The organism is Candidatus Uabimicrobium helgolandensis (genome assembly GCF_041508025.1).
Lineage (GTDB): Bacteria > Planctomycetota > Uabimicrobiia > Uabimicrobiales > Uabimicrobiaceae > Uabimicrobium > Uabimicrobium helgolandensis.
In genome coordinates this window covers 9,270,524-9,288,990 of sequence record NZ_CP165719.1, presented here as the reverse complement: position 1 = coordinate 9,288,990, position 18,467 = coordinate 9,270,524, and the positions used below count along the sequence as shown (strand labels likewise).

The window sequence follows — 18,467 nt, the reverse complement described above, 5'->3', positions numbered from 1 at the left end:
AGTTCTAATAATTATAACTTATGCACAAATCAGTGAAACCATACGAGGAAATAATGAACATAGCAACTTACACAGCAAGCGCCAATATTGCTGTTGTCAAATACTGGGGTAAAAAAAACGAAAAACTTATTTTACCCTATAACAACAGTTTAAGTTTTACCATGGACGATAATCTGCAAACGATCACAACAGTTATGTTTTGTAAAAGCCTTTCGCAAGACGAACTATGGCTCAATGGAAAAAAAATTGACTTGCAACAAGGAAAAAGATCTCACTTACTTCCTGTTGACTTAATTCGAGAAAAAGCAAGTATTGACTTGAAAGCTCGTATTGTTTCGCAAAACTGTTTTCCTACAGGGGCTGGCTTTGCTTCTTCAGCTTCGGGAGTAGCAGCTCTTGTTTGTGCTACAACCAAAGCATTAGGATTATCTCTAACCGGACAAGAACTGTCGATACTTGCACGCCAAGGAAGTGGCAGCGCATCAAGAAGCGTTTACGGAGGTTTTGTTGAATGGTTGCAAGGAGAACGTGTAGATGGTTCTGACAGCTATGCTGTCCAAATAGCACCACATGACCATTGGCCACAACTCCGTAATGTAATAGCTGTTGTAGAAACAGAAGAGAAAAAAATAAGCTCGCGCCATGGAATGAAAACCACTACATTAACCAGCCCCTTATACGAAAAGCGCCTTGAGTATCTCAAAACCTTGGTTCCGAAAATGAAAGAAGCTGTTCTAAAAAAAGATTTTGCTACTTTTGCAGAATTGACAATGCGCGAAAGTAACAGCATGCACGCATCCATGCTCGATACTTGGCCTCCTATTATGTATCTCAGCGATGGATCGCGAGAGGTTATTTACACCATAGAAAATCTCAATAGCGAACTAGGCAAAATAGTTGCAGGCTACACTTTTGATGCCGGGCCAAACGCTCATATTTATACAACACAAGAGTATGTTTCTATCATAAAAGAACGTCTACAAAAAATCTCGCAACTTAAAAATATTTTAGTTTGCCAAGTAGGCGAGGGACCAAAACAAATTAATGACGAAAAAATGTTTCTAATTGATCCTAAAAATGGCAATCCAAAAACACTTGTTCAATGAGAGAACTATGCAAATTTTTGTTCCAGGAAAATTGATGTTATCAGGCGAATGGTGTGTTCTAGAAAAAGACTTACCGTGTATAGTAATGGCTGTGAATGCTGGTATTTCTATTTTTATTGAACCACACAACAAATACTTATTCGCAGCACCTGACTTTGAAATAGCAACAACAGAATTTAATTATACTGATAATGGTGAAATTCATTGGCAAACTCCGTTAAACGAAATTCAACAAGCACAGCTTAATCTGAGTCGTAAAACAATGGAAATCTCACTACGATATCTACAAACAAAATCCATTGCGCTAAATCATTTTTCGTTAACAACTTCTTCAAAGCAAACGATTGTCGAAAAAGATGACGGTAAAAAATACAAAATCGGCTTAGGAAGTTCAGCAGCAATAGCCGTTGGAATTGTTTCCGCAATATTTCAATTACACAACATCGATATTGAAAAACCTCAAACCCAAAAAGTGATCTTTAATATCGCGTGTATTGCTCACTATCTTGTACAAGACAAATTAGGTAGCGGTTTCGATATAGCCGCTTCCGTTTGGGGAGGAGTCACTTACTATAAACGTTTTTGCGCTGAGTGGCTTACAGAACAAATAGAAGCAGGAGGAATAATGAGTGTGCTGGACAAAGACTGGCCAGGACTACACCACGAGACATTAAATTTCCCTGCGAATCTTAAACTACTCGTTGGTTTTGTTGGTTACAGCGCAAACACTAAAAAGCTCATTCGCTCTCTTAGTGAATTTCGCGAAAATTCTTCACAGGAATACATGGATAAAATGCGCGAAATTGCAATGGTTGTCGACAAAGTAAAACAAAATATACTTGCACAAAATAACCAGGAAATATTGAAACTCCTTACGCAAAATCGCTATCTATTGCGTGATATGAATCAATTTAGCTATCGTAACTTAGAAACCACAGAACTAGCATTGCTTGCTGATATTGCCGAGGGAAACAATGCTACAGGAAAATTTTCAGGTGCTGGAGGAGGAGATTGTGGCATAGCGATAGCAACAAATGAGGAAGATTCACAAACAATACTGCGATCGTGGCAAGAAAGTAGTATTATTCCTATTGATTTAGAGCTAAGCAGTAGAGGTACACGCGTAGAATTATTTTAAAACACAAAAATACTTTCAATCACCAACACAGGAGTAAATCTAAATGCGTTATGGATTGCTTGGAGACATACATTCTAATTTAGAAGCACTAGAAGCAGTGATTGATTTTCTAGAAAATCAGAATATCGATAAATATTTATGTGTAGGTGATATTGTAAATTTTGGCGCAAACCCAAAAGAATGTGTAAAACTAATTCGCGAACTATCCTCTATTGTTGTTGCTGGTAATCACGACTACGCAGTTGTTGGTAAATTACAAATGGCTTACTGGTGACCATTTGCTTTACGATGTGTCCGGTGGACAGAAGACCAACTCAATAAAGAAGAGGCATCTTATCTAGCAAATTTAGATTTAAAAATACAAATAGATGACGAGATCAGTCTAACACATAGTACTTTTAATCATCCAGAGTTATTTGACTACATTCAAACCGCTCAAGATGCGCAATTTTCTTTTGCCATTTTGGAAACCACTATCGGTTTCATTGGTCATTCACATGTACCGATAGTATTTTTTAAAAACGGAAATTTTTCTCAAGAACAACACTTAACTTTTGATCAAAATACTTCCGTTATAGTCAATGTTGGAAGTGTTGGACAACCGCGCGATGGTAACCCTAAAGCATGCTGTGCAATATATGATAGTGATACAAAGCACATATCAACCCATCGTATAGAATATGATATCGAAAAAGCCATACAGAAAATCAATGCCACAAATATTCTACCTGAAATTAGTGGCAAAAGATTGTGGTATGGCCGTTAATTTCAAGCATGTTATCAATCAACATATAAAACAGTTTTAACAAATAGTCGATTTCTTTTGCTGTCACTCCTATATTTTATTGCTTACCTGGTAATAATAGCTCTATTTTTCCTCATTGTTCGCTTCTTAGTCCATAACGTCCCATCGCTGATTTCACCTTAGTATTTTGTGAAATAGATAGTCTTCACCTAATATTAACCCAGCGGTAGTAAATGCATTGACTACTACTCCGCAAATACCAGGCATATTCATAGATTGTCCTGAGAAAAACAAATTTTTAACGCGGCTTCTTTGTGGGGGTCGGTGAATTGTTTGTTGAGAGATATCGTGAGAAATACCAAAAGCACTTCCGTTTATACTACCAGTGTAATGTTCGTTTGTTAGTGGAGAAGAAGAGTAAACATCGCTAATCTTATCCTGTAAATCAGGAATGTATTTTTGTAAATCTTCTAGGATAAAATCAGTGTATTTCTGTTTTAAGTCTTTATATTGCTGTGGGCGTTTACCAAATTTAGAACCCTTAAAGGCCATAAATTCTTCTGATTCAACAAAAGTACACACATTTAATCGCGGGCGATAAGGAACTTCTGCGGCAATTTTATCATTTAGTAAACTCGGTGAGTTTATATATATACCAGCATATGGGCGGTTTTTAGTAATGTAAATATAATTCAAGGCATCTATGTTTAGTTCTTCTTTTAATATAATATTTAAACCAAAACTCCCTCGCGAGTCTTTCATTTCTAAAATATTGTTTTTAAAAATCGGGCGTAGCGCGCTATCATCTAACATAGGAACAATAAGCTTCGGATGGATAGTCGAAATTACAAAATCACTATTTAAAACTTTGCCACATGATGTCACAACACTATGCACTCGTTTTTTTTCACATAACATCTTTTCCACTTGCGTTGAGAAATAGAGATCAACGTTCAGTGCTTTTACCTTTTCCATTAACGGTGCAACAAGTCCATCACCACCATCGTATAACCACACAGTACGATCAAATACCGAATCTAGACATATAGCATACGCAACGATAGGTATCTCATCAGCGTTAAGAGCTATGTTATAAGAAAAAGCACCCAAAATCTCTTTTAGCCACTGAGAAGTAAACCTTTCATTCATCCACTGAGAAAGGCTATAAGTAGGAAGTGATTTAAAGCGCTCGTAGGTTTTATTTATATCGAGGTGGTACCACCTAAAAGAGGAAGTAATAGTCTTAACAAGTTCAAAAAGTTCTTGTATTGCTTGTGCATCTTCAGGAAAAGTAGAAGTCAATTTTTCTTTAAAAAGATCTAATTTGGATGGCACGACAAATTTTTGTCTTGGAGTTGCAATCTCAAAGCACGCTTCATCATCATAATAATGGATTTTTAAATTAGTAAAAATATTAAGGTACTCTAAAAATCGACGCATTGGTTTGTGTGGATCAGTACTACCAACATAGTGAAAACCGGTATCAAAACGATATTTTTTTCGAGAAAAGGTCTGGATATACCCGCCAGGTATTCGCTGTTTCTCAATTACACACACTTTTGCTCCTTCAAGTGCATAAATGCATGCTTGTGTTAATCCAGATAGACCCGCTCCAATAATAAGATAGTCATATTTCATTCGTTTTAAAAAGCCCTAATAATAATACAAGCATTTGTTCCACCTAGTCCAAAAGTATTAGAAAGTACTACTTTTGGTTTGCACTGTAAAGTTTCAGTGACAATGTTAATCTTTGGAATATCGCGGTTTTGTTTTTCAAAATTCATTGATGGTGCGACAAACTCATCGCGCATCATCAACAAAGAATAAAGAACTTCCGAAGCCCCTGACATCCAGAGCTCGTGCCCGGTAATTGATTTTGTAGAGGATACCGGAGTTTCAGAACCAAAAACATTATATATCGCTTGCGCTTCTAAATCATCGTCAGTAATTCCACAAGCATGAGCATTTATATATTCGACTTCTTCACTTTGTAATTTAGCACTTTTCAAAGCACTTCTCATGCATGTTTCGTAAGCTTCAACCGTTTTCTTTCCCGAATTAAAGCTGTACCCAATAATCTCTCCGTATATATTGTGTCCTAAACGACGTGCGCGCTCTAAATTTTCTAAAACAAGCAGAGCTCCTCCGCCACTAGGCACCGTTCCTATACGCTCTTGATCAAACGGTCGACATGCTGTTGTAGGTATTTCACTTTTAGCAAATATCCCTAAAGCATCAAAACTAGCCATAGATATCCAGTTAATCTCTTGGAAGCCGCCGCTGATCACAGCCTGTTGTTTACCACTACGAATAAGATTATAAGCATAACCTAATGCATGAGCACCAGAAGCATCATTCGCACTAGCGGTAATATTAATACCTCGTGCCCCAACAAAAGGGCCTAAATTCATCGAACAACACGAATTCATAACCTTAAGAACCATATTAGATCCCAAGAAATGCGTTTCTTTGTATTTCTTCAGCGTAGCCATTAAATCTTCTAAAGGTTGTGACGAACTATCATTACCAAGAATGATTCCAACCTCTGGGCCAACAAATTGTTGAGGGTCTAACCCGCACTGATCTACAGCCTTCAACCAACAAAGAGCTGTATAAATCGCAGACTCAGACATAAAACGCCTTTTTCGTCTCTCTATTTTGTATATACTCTGTCCTGGCATAGCAGCTTGTAATAGACTTTGAAAACCAAACTGCGTTTTTTCCTGTTGTATTTCAAAATTGTTTTTACCACTTGCCAAGCCGGAGCTTACGTCTTCTAGAGAATGTCCTAGACTGTTTGTAATTCCCAATCCCGTAACAACAACACGATGATTATCCATTCTTTCTTTCTGCTTCAATGAAATCAGCTAAAGTTTGTACAGAAAAAAGCGCTTTTTTGGCTTTTTCCTCGTCATCAAATTTAACACCATACTTTTTTTCTAAAGGTACCACAATTTCTAGAGCATCAATAGAATCGAGCCCAAGCCCTTCGACAAATAATGGCATATCATCTTCAAATTCTTCCATAGTAATGTCATCGAGATTCGCGGCGGTGATAATAAGTTCTTTTAGTTCTTGTTTTAAATTTTCCATAGTATTCTCAAAATTACAGTAATTCTAAATATCAATTAGGTTTCTAATATCCATACAACCTAAATACATAAACTCCAAAATCCACGACAGTCTATTTTATTTTGTGGATTCCTGGTCAAGCCAGGAATGACACCTCAAGAATTGCTTGTCAAAACAAGGAGTCACATATCAAGGAATTCCTTGTTGAGGCAAGGAGTACACCTGAAGAAATTCTTTGTCGAGGCAAAGAATAACACCTGAAAGAAATTCCTTAACACTTGAAGAATTTTTTCTTCCAAGAGTTAATCAACTCTCTAAGAAAAAGCTTCCCACAGTGGACCTTTTACACCGCGAGATCGAACTCTTTTAAAAAAGCGCGCGTTCATCTTTTTCTTTAGTCCAGGGACAATCCAATTTGAACGCTCATCTGCAAGACTACTTATTCGTTCAAGCAAATATTCGCGAACCTCCTCTTCTACATAAAAAACAGGCTCTATTCCTATTTTTTCTTCGGTAATCCACTTATCTTCAATTAGCTTTCTCGCTAAAGGTGTCCCACGATATATACGCACACCTATTAGTAAAATTACCGCTGTCGGTTTACAATCAATAATATTGGTGATTGTCTGTTCAATACTCTCTTTTGTTTCTCCTGGCACACCTAAAATCAAAGAATGGCTAAATTTTATACCGTATTTGTGACACCAAAGCGCGCTATTTTTAATATCTTCTATAGAAAAAAGTTTATCCATAGCATAAAGACCTATTTCGCTTGCGGCATCAATACCAAAATCTAGAGAGCTACAACCAGCTTCGCTAAATTTGGCAAAAAGCTCTTCACTTACTTTCAGAGGAGAAACGTATGCTGTCCAACGTATTTTTAGTTTACGCTTAATAATCTCATCACATATAGCAATCGCGTGATGATTAGGCAAATTAAACACATTGTCTACAAAAAAATAATAATCCACACCATATTTTTTTAAACAATTTTCTATTTCATCGACAACCTTTATCGGATCACGTTGACGTACCTTGATCCCTTCGAGAAGTGGGTATGTACAGTAAGTACAGCGTAAAGAACAACCACGTTTCGTTTGGATATTGATACTACCTCCTTCGCGAAAATAAGTATCAACATCAAATAAATCTCTGTCTGGTACTAACTCATCAAATGCTAAAGATAAACCGACAGGATAATAAATCCGTGCATCATTCGTTGGTCCTGAATTATTATTTTTACTTGGTATATTGTCTTTTTCTAAAGAGTCAATTAAGTCACAAAAAAGTTGTTCTCCCTCGCCAACAACTCCATAATCTGCTTGCAGTTCATTTAAAAATTCTTTCGGAAATAACGAAAACGCTGACCCTCCGACAATTACGGGCGTTACAGAGGACGCCTTTCGGCATACGGACATAATTTTTTTGTAATGATCCAAATATGTTATTACTTTAGGATAAGCAACATTGTCAACATTACGAATAGAAAGACCAATGCATTGTGGCTCGTATTCGCGTATTTTTTCATAAAGCGAATCGGCAAAATCTGTATAAAAGTTTAAATCAAATAATGAGCTTTCATGTCCGCGCTGTTTCGCTGCTGCAGCAACGTAAGCAACTCCAATAGGAGGAACAGGATCAGGCATTCGTTCTTGATTGGCATTTATAAATAGTATTTTCATCCCTACACCTGCATTTCACGAGTAATTTTATAATTAGGGCATATCCCTAGTTTATTTTGAAAGTTTCTCAACAAATAAGTGGTCACTTAAATGTATTTTCTATATAATTCTGAAATATTTTATGCCTTTGGGCTCATATTAGATATTTTTTTTTTATCATTGTCAATAAACTTTCGAAATAGTCGCAGGAGGTATCATGCTCAACACATGGAAGATGCTAAAAGTTTTTGTTTCCTCAACTTTTTTAGATTTAGAACTTGAGCGCGATCGTTTACATCAAATTTTTGAAAAAATAGAACAACAAATTTTACAAAGAAGATTAACGATTTGTTCATATGATTTAAGATGGCGCGACAGATCTTCAACCGAACATGTTGTCGACTGGTGTATTCGCATGGTTGAACAATGCGATTATTTTATAGCTATTCTAGGCAATCGTTATGGATGGGTTCCTGAGAAAGGCGTTGATGGCGAAAACAATCAGGAAAATTTCTCCGTTACTGAAATGGAAGTTCGCAAAGCACTAGAAACAATTCCTAAAGAGCGGCGCTTTTTTTGCTTCACCAGTACCGACGAGGAAAAAAGCGACAATTTTGCCGCCATTCAAAAACTTAAAAACTTCTTAGAAGAACAACAAGAAACTATATTTTACTGTGACGACGTAAATCAACTTCTTCAAAACGTCGAGAAAAACTTTCAAAGTATTGTCGATAATGACTACCCTAATGCACCGCAAATACAAAAACCCCTATCTTATCGCGATACTCTCCGTAACCTACTTGCCGAAAAATTACACCGCTTTTGTGGACGAAAACAATACTTACAACAACTTCATAGCTTCGCAGAAAGTAAAAATCGTAATAATTATTTGTGTATCGAAGCAATGGCTGGTACTGGTAAATCTGCTCTTTTAGCAAAATTTATTTGCGAAAGAAAAGGAACTCAAATACCGATAATTGCCCATTTTATGGGGATGGGACGCGACTCTCGGCAAATTAGCGGTATAATACGTAACATTGCCGAACAACTACACGTCTGGAGAATATTAAACGAAATTCCTGAAGACCTTGCATCGTTACTTCCTGCGGTTAAAAGCTCTTTGGAAAATATAACGCAACCAATGATACTTATCATAGACGGATTAGATGAAGCGGCCGACAATGCAAGAGATTTATTATGGTTACCACGTTCATTATCCGAAAACGTCAGAGTAATACTTTCTTCGCGCCCTGCAGATACTCTCGATCGCTTACAAACATTCCCTTTTGTTAAAACAATTCAATTGCAACCTCTCACTACAAACGAGACCAATGAAATTATCAATATTTTTTCGAAAAAACATCGCACCTCTTTTTCAGAAAATGACACAGACATACTCCATAAAAGAGCCGCAGGAAATCCACTTTACCTAAAAGTTGCTCTTGAAGAACTAGCGCTTTCTGGAATGGCTGTTGGGCAACTTGCTTTAAGCATAGAAGCATTATTTGAACAAATAGTAGAACGCTTGGAAAAAGAATTTGCACAAAAATTTCCGACACTACAAATGCCCGCAACAGAAATGATCAATCTATACCTTGGATTAATTGCCGCTGGCGAAAACGGCATTCTAGAGAAAGAAATCAAGGATATATTATCTGTGGGAGATGACTTTATACTATCGGTAAGAAAATCATTACGCACATTTATTGTACAAAGACAAGATTTCCTTAATTTCTTCCATCCACAATTTGAGTTAGCTATAAAAATGCGCCAAGGTAAATCGGGAATGCGCACATGTCATCAAAAAATCGCAGAATATTTACAAAACAAAAGCTACAAATATTATCGAACTTTAGAAGAATTACCATACCAACTACAATGGGCCGAACAATACCAAGACCTATTAAAAACACTTACTCAATTTGAATTTTTGCAAGCAAAATGCAATGCAAAAATGGTAGCTGAATTAAAAAATGACTTTCACTTTGCTCTCCAAGGCCAAGTAGTCAAACTACGCGAAAGTAGTCACTGCGAAATAGCTCCAGGTATTGAAGTTGACAGAAAAACAATCCAACTTCTTGACCGCGCATTAGGAATGGATGGTCAATTTTTACAATCTCACCCACAGTGCCTGTTCCAAACTTTTTGGAACTATGGCTATTGGCACGACCACTCGAATAGCTCTACACATTATAACCAAAATGACGCTTCTTGTCCCTGGAATAAAGACCACTCTAAACTAAGCACTATTGTCGAGTATTGGCAACAACATCAAACCAAAACCCCATGGATACGCAGTAAGCGTCCTTTGCCAACGCGCTTAGATTCTCCCGTTCTCAACATCTGCCAACACGAACAACCTGTTACGGGAATAGACATAAGTAGCGATGGAACAAAAGCTGCTTCAGGTTCTTACGACTGTACTTTACGTGTTTGGGATCTACGTAGTAGTAAAATTCTACTAGAGCATACCTACGTAGCTCCGGTAAACGACGTGAGGTTCTCGCCTGATGGTGGTACTATTTATTCTGCGGGTCTACAGGTTGATATTTGGGATGTAACAAGAGGTGAAAAAATAAAAAGCATCGGCGAACCCAACCTAATGATTACCAAGCTAGCATTAAGCGTAGATGGTTCTCTTCTCGCTATAGCAACCGCCGATCAACGAGTTATCGTTTACAACACGACAACACAAGACCAAGTAGCTTGCTTTTCTGGCTACACACATGCTATTAGTAATATGAGCATAAGTCCAAATCTTAAATTTATTGCCACTGGTTGCTACGACAACACCATGAAAGTTTGGGATCTTGGAACGCAACAACTTACAACGACTTATCAAAGTGAAGGTATTGTCAGCGACGTTGATTTCCACCCTAATAATAAGTATATCGCCCTCTCAACTCACATATCTTTTCAGATATGGGATATAAGTGCTCAAAAAATTATTTATACTCACAATCTAACAGCTGCTCCAATGAGTATCGCTTACAGTTCTGACGGCGGAACACTTGCAGTAGGTGCGCAGCAAATATTCTTGTTTAATACCAAAGATTATAGTTTAAATGCAACCTTAGATGGTCATGACAGTATAGTAGGAAGTATTCATTTTACTCCAGACAGCAAAAAATTGATCTCTGGTTCAATGGATAAAACTGTTCGCTTGTGGAATACGAAAAATACAGGAACAAACATACAGGCGCCAGAACATAAATTTTTAGTAAGTGCAATGGCAATCTCTCAAGATGGCAAATATATTGCTTCTGGTTCGTATGATCAAAATATAATCCTTTGGGATGGTGAAACTGGGAAACAGCAAACCGAGTTTACCATTGGCATTGTTTCTTGTTTACAATTCTCTCCTTGCAATCAAAATCTTATTATTGGAACACATGATAAAAAAATTCATGTGTGGAACTTAAAAAACCAATCCCTTACTTGTACTTTACTTGGTCATAATCAGTCTATCACCACCCTAGCTGTCAGTGGTAACACAATTGCTAGCGCAAGTGAGGGTAATATATTTCTATGGGACATAGAACAACAAACAACTATTCAGCAATTCGAAGCACACGATATACACGTCGTAAAACTTGAATTTTCAGAAAATCAAACTTTAATCTCTCATTCTTATATAGAAAAAAAAGTTTGGTGCTTACAAAAAAATGAATGCATAAAAATACAATCATTAACAACATCCATTCCGTCAAACGATCATAGCCCGTATCACATTGAAGTAGAAGACGGCATCACCAAAATTTCAATCAACAAACAAACACTGTATTTTCCTATGGCTTTAGAAAATATCTGTTGTGTACAAGGAAGAATTGTTGGTAGTTGCGGCTCCTACCCTTTAATTTTAGAACCGGAAAGGATTTCTTAATGTATGCTATTGAAGTAGAGAATCTACATAAAAAATATGGACAAATGTTTCAAGACGATGTACATGCCCTTAAAGGTATATCTTTACAAGTAAAACAAGGAGAAATATTTGGTATTCTTGGGCCAAATGGCGCAGGAAAAACCACACTAGTACGAGTTTTATTATCTATAATAAAACCTACGTCGGGAAGCGCCTCTATATTTGACAAACCTCACAGCAATACAGAGGTAAAAACAAAATTGTCTTATCTTGCAGAAAACCACACCTATCCTCGCTATTTAACAGGGGAACAAGTACTAGAATATTTTGGGTGGTTAAGTGGAGTTCGTGGTCAAAAGCTACGAGATAAAATTAATGAAACACTGGAACTAGTAGGCATGACAAAATGGCGTAAAACTAAAGTAAAAAAATATTCAAAAGGTATGACCCAGCGTATTGGCCTAGCACAAACACTTATCAATGACAGTGAGCTTTTATTTTTAGATGAACCAACAGATGGCATTGATGCTTTAGGGCGTAAGGAAATTCGCGACTTAATATCGAAGTTAAAGCAAGAAGGGAAAACCATCTTTTTAAACTCTCACCTTTTGAGCGAAGTAGAGCAAGTTTGCGATCAAATTGTTATCATGAACAAAGGCGAAATTATTCGGCGCGGCACAATAGAATCTCTAGTAGCAACAAAGAATGCATACAAAATAGATGTAGAGGGCTCTGCAACAAAGGCCATTGAGTCTATCAAAACCAAAGTACAAAATATCGAGTATACCAACAATCAAATAGATATAACTTTAGAACAAATGGAGCAACTCGATTTTGTCATAGATACTTTACGCGAAAATGAAATTTCTATTCGCAGCATTGTACCATATCGCCAAAGTTTAGAAGATTACTTTGTAGATGTCATAGGAAAGGACAACGCATAATGAAATTTTTTGCTATATTCATCGACACTTTCCGCGAAATACGCGATAAAAAAATGCTCATAACTTTTGGAATCATTACTGCCATTTTCGCTTGCACTTATATATTCGGACTAAGCACAAAACCTGCAGGAAATGGCAACATTGAAACGACTTTTTTTGGTGACAGCGAAACAATAAATGCGATAGAATTTGTCCAAAAACAAATGATGTTTTTCTCCCACGTAACAACTGGCATAATCCTGTTCTTATTCATCATTACTTTTGCATTTGTCATAGCCAACCTCCTCAAACCTGGAACTCTCGACTTACACTTAAGTAAACCATTGTGGCGACCTCAACTTCTGCTTTACAAATTCCTAGCATGCGTATCAGGTGTTCTAGTACTAATGCTAATAATGACGGCAACTTTCTGGAGCATTTTATCATGGAAAGCGGGTGTTATTACTTTACAACCATTTATTTTCACTTTTATGGCCGCCGCTATCTTTGCTATTTCTTTTTCTGTCATTACTTTTTGCTGCGTGTTAACGCGTGGAGCAGGAGCCGGTATTTCGATTTACCTAGTATACGCGTATCTCTTGCAAGGAGTTTTACAAAGTAGAGAATCAATTAAAGCAGGTATAGATAGTCCACTCCTCGCAAATGTACTTGATAGCGCTTACCATATTCTTCCCAAGATAAACGAATGTCTTACAATTGCTACTAAGATGTCTAGTGGCAAAGAAACCAATTTCTATCCACTGACCTCTTCATTGATTTTTATGGGCGTTACTCTAATTGTCAGCTGTATTATTTTTCAACGTAAGGATTATTAGAGATAGGTTAAGGCGCCTTAACTTTTAGTAAAGGCGTCAACTATAATTTTCTCGATTTTTTTGCCTAAATGCTGTTATACTAGTAAGTAATGGGCAAATTACAATATCCGTTTAGCTGGGAATGCATATGTCAGAGAACAAAGAATTTGGAAAATTTGCGGTAAAATTGGGCTTTATTACAAAAGAACAATTATACAAATACCTTAACTTGCAGCGTTTGCTAAAAGAAAAGGGTGTCAATAAAATATTGAGTGAAATTCTTGTTCAAAAAAAAGTAATTACAGGCCTAGACGCCAAAGCAATTGCCCAACAAATTCCAACTTCTACGCAGGCTAAAAATCTACAAGAAAATACAACAGCTCCTACACCACCAAAATATCCAGGAACCTCCTCTTCAAAAACCCAAAAATACGCGAAAAAAGCGCAACGTTTTGGGCGTTACGAAATTCAAAAGATTCTAGGGCAAGGAGGGTCGGCAACGGTCTATAAAGTTTATGACCCGCGCATGGATCGCGAAGCGGCACTCAAAGTACTTACTCTCGGTCAAGTAGCTACACAAAAACAATTGCAACGCTTTAATGTTGAAATTAAAACAACCGCTCGTTTACAGCATCCAAATATTGTAACGATTTACGAAACAAACGTACAAAATAACATACCGTATTTTATAATGGATTTTGTTCCAGGAATAAATTTAAAACAATTTATTTATCGCCAAAAACCGAGTATTGAGCAATCGCTTTCTATTATAAAAACAGTTACAAAAGCCATTGGCTACGCACATAATCAAGGAGTTATTCATCGCGATTTGAAACCTGAGAACATCATGATGGAAAACAATCAAAATCCAAAAATAATGGATTTCGGCCTCGCTAAATTGACAGATAGCGAAACGGAATTATCGCGCACAGGAGAAATACTTGGGACAGTAAAATATATGTCTCCAGAGCAAGCAGAGGGAATAAAAAACGTTGATGAGCGTACAGATCTCTATGCAATTGGAGTTATTTTTTACGAAATGTTAGTGCGGCAAGCTCCATTTGAAGGACAATCTTACCTACAAATACTTAATCAAGTTATTAATAGCCGTCCCATCTCACCAAGTAAAATAAATCAAGAGGTTCCACGCGACTTGGAAATAATATGTTTAAAAGCGATCAGAAAAAAAGAAGAAAATCGTTATCAAAGCGCAGAAGAATTATTAAAAGCTCTAAATGATTTTAGTGCAGGTAAAAAAATCACAAAAGTACCTGCGAAAAGAACAAATATAAATAGAAACACACAACGTGCTGTAGGTAGTCGTATTACCCAAAGAATTGCCGATCAAAATAGTAGCAAAAATAAAATTCCTCTTAGCATAATGGTTGTAGTGATGATTTCTTTAAGTTTATTTATTTTCTTGCCACGTCAAGATAAGACATCTAAATTACGTAAAACAGTTCAACAAAGTAAAGAAAAGAAAAATGAAAAAAAGCAAAGTATAGAGAAACACAACAATGAAAATAAAAGCAATAATACTACGCAAAAAAACACAATAGACCAGAAGAAAAATATACTCGAAAATAAACTCCAAAAACACACGCAACAAAATAAGATCGCAGCCAAAATAAATAATCAAAACGCAATTCAAAACAAAGAAACAGAAAAAGACAACATTTTTCTTTTAGAAGAAGAAGCTCGAAAAATATTTATGACAATCCCAGTAAAAGGCGATGAAGTTGCAATCTGGAAGCAAATTGATGCGGTAGATAAAAAATACGAAAAAACGCGTGCTTGGCAGTATATGCAGCGCCGGAAAAACGAAATTGAAAACAATATACTAAGAGAACTGCTTAGACACTTGCCTATTTTACAAAGAGGTCATAAAGTTACTCCAAACTTTTGGCCTATTTTTCATCATCATTTATCTTTTTTAAAAACAATAAGTCAGCGTAATCCAAAAATCAAACATGTATTAGAGCAAACGCTCGTATTCTACAAAAAGCAAGATATTGCTAAAAAAATGGCTGAGAAATTAAAAAATCCTAAGATAGATATAAACCTTCCAATAGAAGAGAAAAGTTATAATTTCTATTTTCACAGAATATTGCTCGAAGGATTAGTTAAGATCTCATTTCTTGATCAAGAAATACTTAAAATTTCAGAGCCGAAGCTTAAACAATATGTTCAATTACACTTCGGAAATATAAAAAAGCAATCTTCTTTGTTACGCAATGAAATGCAAGAAATTCTCAGTAAAAAAACCAAAGAAATAACCGTTACTTTAAAAAATAATCAAGTTTTTTCAGGAAAAGTATCAAAAACACACGCTAGTTTTTTTAGAATACACGGCACAAGTAAGAAGATTTTCTATCTGGGAATATCAGCGAAAAATATGGTTAAAATTTTGGGAGAAAGCGTCAAAAAGCATGCGAGATTATTAGCAATTCACTTTTTTTCCGAAAACGATTTCGAAATGGCAAATAAGTATTGGGGTTTCGTTGCTAAAGACACGGAGAATTACAATATATGGAAAACAAATTTACAATATTTTGCCAAAATACATAAACAAACCCAAATCAAAGTTCACATAACTCCTGCTGTGGTTAACATAGAGCAAACTGTTCCAATACTGCTAGTAAATAATGGCGAAGCAGGTTGGTCAGACATAACAGCAAAACTATATAGTAAAGGAAAAGTAATTTCTCAAAAAAACATACCAAAGTTGCCAGCAAACGCTACAAAATACATTCATTTACCATTCTTAATAGAAAGCGCTAAAAAATATTCCTTTCGTTTAGTGATAGAAACGAAAGAAAAGGTCATTCACACGAAAAAATTAGATATCAATGTAGAGAAAAAAAAATACGGATTCTACGCTGATATTTGGAAAAAATTGTATTATCGTCACAATGGAAACGAGATAGTAGATATGTCCTCTCCATTTTGGCTTAATTCAACTTCTAGTAAAAAAAAGTATTACGCAAAAACATACCAAAAATACTATGCAAAATTTTTTGGAAAAAAAACTGCCAAAGTAGTAACAATTCAAGGCACTAAAATCAATATGATTTTTGTTCCACCTGGAAGATTCTTAATGGGTTCCCCCAAACATGAACGCGGAAGAAATGCAGCCGAAATAAGTCACAAGGTAGTTCTATCAAAAGCTTTTTGGATTCAAAGAGAAGAAATGTCGCGGCAAATCTGGGAGAGGATAACAAAAACAACACCATGGAATAAAGAAAAAGATAGTAGCCCACTGTACCCTGCAACATACCTAAGTTATAATATTGTAACTCGCGATTTATTGAGCAAAATGGATAAGAAATTCAACTTTCCAACTGAGGCAGAGTGGGAATACTCTTGTCGCGCAGGTAGTACGGATATATTTTTCTGGGGAAAGTCTCCCAAAAAAGGATCTCTATATACATGGAATTCTTACAATCATAACAAACAGCATCCTGCAATTGTACGTCAAAAAAAACCTAATCATTGGGGGATTTTTGATATGTTGGGAAATGTATCTGAAATTTGCCGCGATAGTGTAAGCAATTATACAAACCAGCAACAAATCGATCCGTATTATCAGAATAATCGTGATCAAAAAAGGGCACGCGGTGGAAACTACACCCAGAAGATAAGTGTCCAACGTTGTGCTTTTCGCGAAAACAGTCCACGAGAAAAAGGCACGCGCACTGTTGGCCTTCGCTTAATTATGTATGAATAATACACAAATACACTGTTGTAAAAGATGTAAGGACAACAATGCCCCTACAATCTTTTAATTGTTAGGACGTGTCCCTATTCATATTTTCCATAATTTGGTGGTTTTAAACATTAGCTTTGTTACTTTTCAAGTGCATAATAGAACTATTTACTTTCAAAGAACCTCGCTACTACTTAACCCGAATTTTGTAAAAATCTAAACAGGGACACGTCCTAATTGAGCTATTTAAATCTTACGAGCAAATCACTCATTTTTTAGACATTAAAGCGAAACAAGATAACATCGCCATCTTTTACAAGATAATCTTTTCCTTCTATGCGATACTTTCCTTTTTCGCGAATGCTTTTTTCGCTTTCTAACTCAAATAAATCATTGCAATGATATATTTCCGCTTTAATAAAACCTCTTTCAAAGTCAGTATGAATAACGCCTGCTGTTTGCGGAGCTTTACTTCCTTCTTTAAAAGTCCAGGCTCTTACTTCTTTTTCGCCTGCTGTGAAAAAAGTTTGTAATCCCAGCATTTTATACGCAGAGCGAATTAAAGTACTTAGTCCTGACTCTTCCATCCCTAAACTTTCCAAGAACTCTTGGCGCTCTTCATCACTTTCAAGACCAGCTATTTCCGATTCAATTTGCCCGCAAATCACGACAACTTCAGAACCGTCTTCTTCAGCGATTTTTTTTACCTTTTCAACGAGCTCATTTTCTTCACCTATACTATCTTCATCTACATTACATAAATATAATTGCTTTTTCATTGTAATAAGATGAAGATCTTTTAAAGCTTCGAGTTGTTCATCATCAAATGACATCAATCTTGCTGCTTTTCCATCGGATAGATGCTGAATAATATCATCTAAAAGAGGTTCCAACACTTTAGCTTTGTCGGATACTTTTTTCTCTTGAGAACGCAGGAGTTTGTTGAGACCTTGCTTCCTTTTTTCTACTGTTTCTAAATCTGCAAGTGCAAGTTCGTAATGAATTGTTTCTATATCATCAACAGGATCAACTTTACCACTAACATGAATTACTTCATCTCCGCTAAAACACCTTACAACATGTATAATAGCACCTACTTGTCGAATATGTCCCAGGAATTTATTTCCAAGCCCTTCTCCTTGCGAAGCACCTTTTACAAGCCCTGCGATATCCACAAATTCAGTGGCTGCTGGCACGATACTTTTAGGTTTAACAAATTGTACTATCTTATCTAAACGAGGATCAGGAACATTTACAATCCCTACATTCGGTTCAATTGTACAAAATGGATAATTTGCTGCTTCGGCTTTTGCAGAAGTCAGAGCTGAAAAGATAGTTGATTTACCTACATTAGGTAAACCTACAATACCGCAGTTCAAAGCCATGTTATCTCCTATGCTTTATTTATTTTGTAATCGTCAACTTTGTAGCATGATATT

12 protein-coding genes and 1 pseudogene are annotated in these 18,467 nt (G+C 36.2%); 8 read left to right on the top strand and 5 right to left on the bottom strand.

Going from position 1 to position 18,467, the window contains the following annotated elements; all coding sequences use genetic code 11:
- Positions 1-53: 53 nt before the first annotated feature.
- The 4 genes from mvaD (at position 54) to UABHE_RS34395 (ending at position 3,010) form a co-directional block, all read left to right on the top strand.
- The gene (mvaD, locus tag UABHE_RS34410; RefSeq protein WP_372368034.1) at positions 54-1,106 is read left to right on the top strand and encodes a diphosphomevalonate decarboxylase; all 1,053 of its coding nucleotides are present in this window, start codon (positions 54-56) and stop codon (positions 1,104-1,106) included.
- A 7-nt stretch (positions 1,107-1,113) separates the two neighbouring features.
- Positions 1,114-2,244: a phosphomevalonate kinase gene (locus UABHE_RS34405; protein ID WP_372368033.1), complete on the top strand. Its 1,131-nt coding sequence runs from the start codon at positions 1,114-1,116 to the stop codon at positions 2,242-2,244.
- A 43-nt stretch (positions 2,245-2,287) separates the two neighbouring features.
- Complete coding sequence (locus UABHE_RS34400; RefSeq protein WP_372368032.1) at positions 2,288-2,518, top strand: metallophosphoesterase; 231 nt, start codon at positions 2,288-2,290, stop codon at positions 2,516-2,518.
- Between the two features lie 189 nt (positions 2,519-2,707).
- Positions 2,708-3,010 (top strand): metallophosphoesterase, encoded by a 303-nt coding sequence (locus UABHE_RS34395; protein ID WP_372368031.1) that lies wholly within the window; start codon positions 2,708-2,710, stop codon positions 3,008-3,010.
- A 153-nt stretch (positions 3,011-3,163) separates the two neighbouring features.
- Here the strand turns inward: UABHE_RS34395 and UABHE_RS34390 are convergent, their stop codons facing one another.
- The 4 genes and pseudogenes from UABHE_RS34390 to UABHE_RS34375 all read right to left on the bottom strand — a co-directional run bounded on the left by UABHE_RS34390 (position 3,164) and on the right by UABHE_RS34375 (position 7,743).
- A complete protein-coding gene (locus UABHE_RS34390) occupies positions 3,164-4,627 on the bottom strand; it encodes a phytoene desaturase family protein (protein ID WP_372368030.1) in 1,464 nt (487 codons plus the stop codon).
- Positions 4,628-4,632: 5 nt separating this feature from the next.
- A complete protein-coding gene (locus tag UABHE_RS34385) occupies positions 4,633-5,829 on the bottom strand; it encodes a beta-ketoacyl synthase (RefSeq protein ID WP_372368029.1) in 1,197 nt (398 codons plus the stop codon).
- Positions 5,822-6,085 (bottom strand): annotated as a pseudogene (locus tag UABHE_RS34380) (phosphopantetheine-binding protein); the annotation flags it as partial. The pseudogene UABHE_RS34380 and the gene UABHE_RS34385, both read right to left, overlap by 8 nt.
- 290 nt (positions 6,086-6,375) lie before the next feature.
- Entirely contained in the window at positions 6,376-7,743 is a 1,368-nt protein-coding gene (locus UABHE_RS34375; RefSeq protein ID WP_372368028.1) for a lipid biosynthesis B12-binding/radical SAM protein, read from the bottom strand.
- A gap of 196 nt (positions 7,744-7,939) precedes the next feature.
- On the opposite strand from UABHE_RS34375, the gene UABHE_RS34370 reads away from it, so the two are divergent.
- The 4 genes from UABHE_RS34370 to UABHE_RS34355 all read left to right on the top strand — a co-directional run bounded on the left by UABHE_RS34370 (position 7,940) and on the right by UABHE_RS34355 (position 17,049).
- Positions 7,940-11,605 (top strand): DUF4062 domain-containing protein, encoded by a 3,666-nt coding sequence (locus tag UABHE_RS34370; protein ID WP_372368027.1) that lies wholly within the window; start codon positions 7,940-7,942, stop codon positions 11,603-11,605.
- Positions 11,605-12,528 (top strand): ABC transporter ATP-binding protein, encoded by a 924-nt coding sequence (locus UABHE_RS34365; RefSeq protein WP_372368026.1) that lies wholly within the window; start codon positions 11,605-11,607, stop codon positions 12,526-12,528. The genes UABHE_RS34370 and UABHE_RS34365 overlap by 1 nt, the downstream gene beginning before the upstream one ends.
- On the top strand, positions 12,528-13,343 hold the full coding sequence (locus tag UABHE_RS34360; RefSeq protein WP_372368025.1) for an ABC transporter permease subunit: 816 nt from the start codon (positions 12,528-12,530) through the stop codon (positions 13,341-13,343). The genes UABHE_RS34365 and UABHE_RS34360 overlap by 1 nt, the downstream gene beginning before the upstream one ends.
- A 127-nt stretch (positions 13,344-13,470) precedes the next feature.
- Entirely contained in the window at positions 13,471-17,049 is a 3,579-nt protein-coding gene (locus tag UABHE_RS34355; RefSeq protein WP_372368024.1) for a protein kinase, read from the top strand.
- A 254-nt stretch (positions 17,050-17,303) separates the two neighbouring features.
- Here UABHE_RS34355 and ychF read toward each other — a convergent pair whose 3' ends face one another.
- On the bottom strand, positions 17,304-18,413 hold the full coding sequence (gene ychF, locus UABHE_RS34350) for a redox-regulated ATPase YchF (RefSeq protein ID WP_372368023.1): 1,110 nt from the start codon (positions 18,411-18,413) through the stop codon (positions 17,304-17,306).
- Between the last annotated feature and the right edge of the window lie 54 nt (positions 18,414-18,467).

Excerpts from the sequence above, each read along its gene's own strand:
- mvaD (WP_372368034.1), top strand. The coding sequence starts at position 54 with ATGAACATAGCAACTTACACAGCAAGCGCCAATATTGCTGTTGTCAAA.
- UABHE_RS34375 (WP_372368028.1), bottom strand. The coding sequence starts at position 7,743 with ATGAAAATACTATTTATAAATGCCAATCAAGAACGAATGCCTGATCCT.
- UABHE_RS34360 (WP_372368025.1), top strand. The coding sequence starts at position 12,528 with ATGAAATTTTTTGCTATATTCATCGACACTTTCCGCGAAATACGCGAT.
- UABHE_RS34390 (WP_372368030.1), bottom strand. The coding sequence starts at position 4,627 with ATGAAATATGACTATCTTATTATTGGAGCGGGTCTATCTGGATTAACA.
- UABHE_RS34405 (WP_372368033.1), top strand. The coding sequence starts at position 1,114 with ATGCAAATTTTTGTTCCAGGAAAATTGATGTTATCAGGCGAATGGTGT.
- UABHE_RS34365 (WP_372368026.1), top strand. The coding sequence starts at position 11,605 with ATGTATGCTATTGAAGTAGAGAATCTACATAAAAAATATGGACAAATG.
- ychF (WP_372368023.1), bottom strand. The coding sequence starts at position 18,413 with ATGGCTTTGAACTGCGGTATTGTAGGTTTACCTAATGTAGGTAAATCA.
- UABHE_RS34370 (WP_372368027.1), top strand. The coding sequence starts at position 7,940 with ATGCTCAACACATGGAAGATGCTAAAAGTTTTTGTTTCCTCAACTTTT.
- UABHE_RS34385 (WP_372368029.1), bottom strand. The coding sequence starts at position 5,829 with ATGGATAATCATCGTGTTGTTGTTACGGGATTGGGAATTACAAACAGT.
- UABHE_RS34355 (WP_372368024.1), top strand. The coding sequence starts at position 13,471 with ATGTCAGAGAACAAAGAATTTGGAAAATTTGCGGTAAAATTGGGCTTT.
- UABHE_RS34400 (WP_372368032.1), top strand. The coding sequence starts at position 2,288 with ATGCGTTATGGATTGCTTGGAGACATACATTCTAATTTAGAAGCACTA.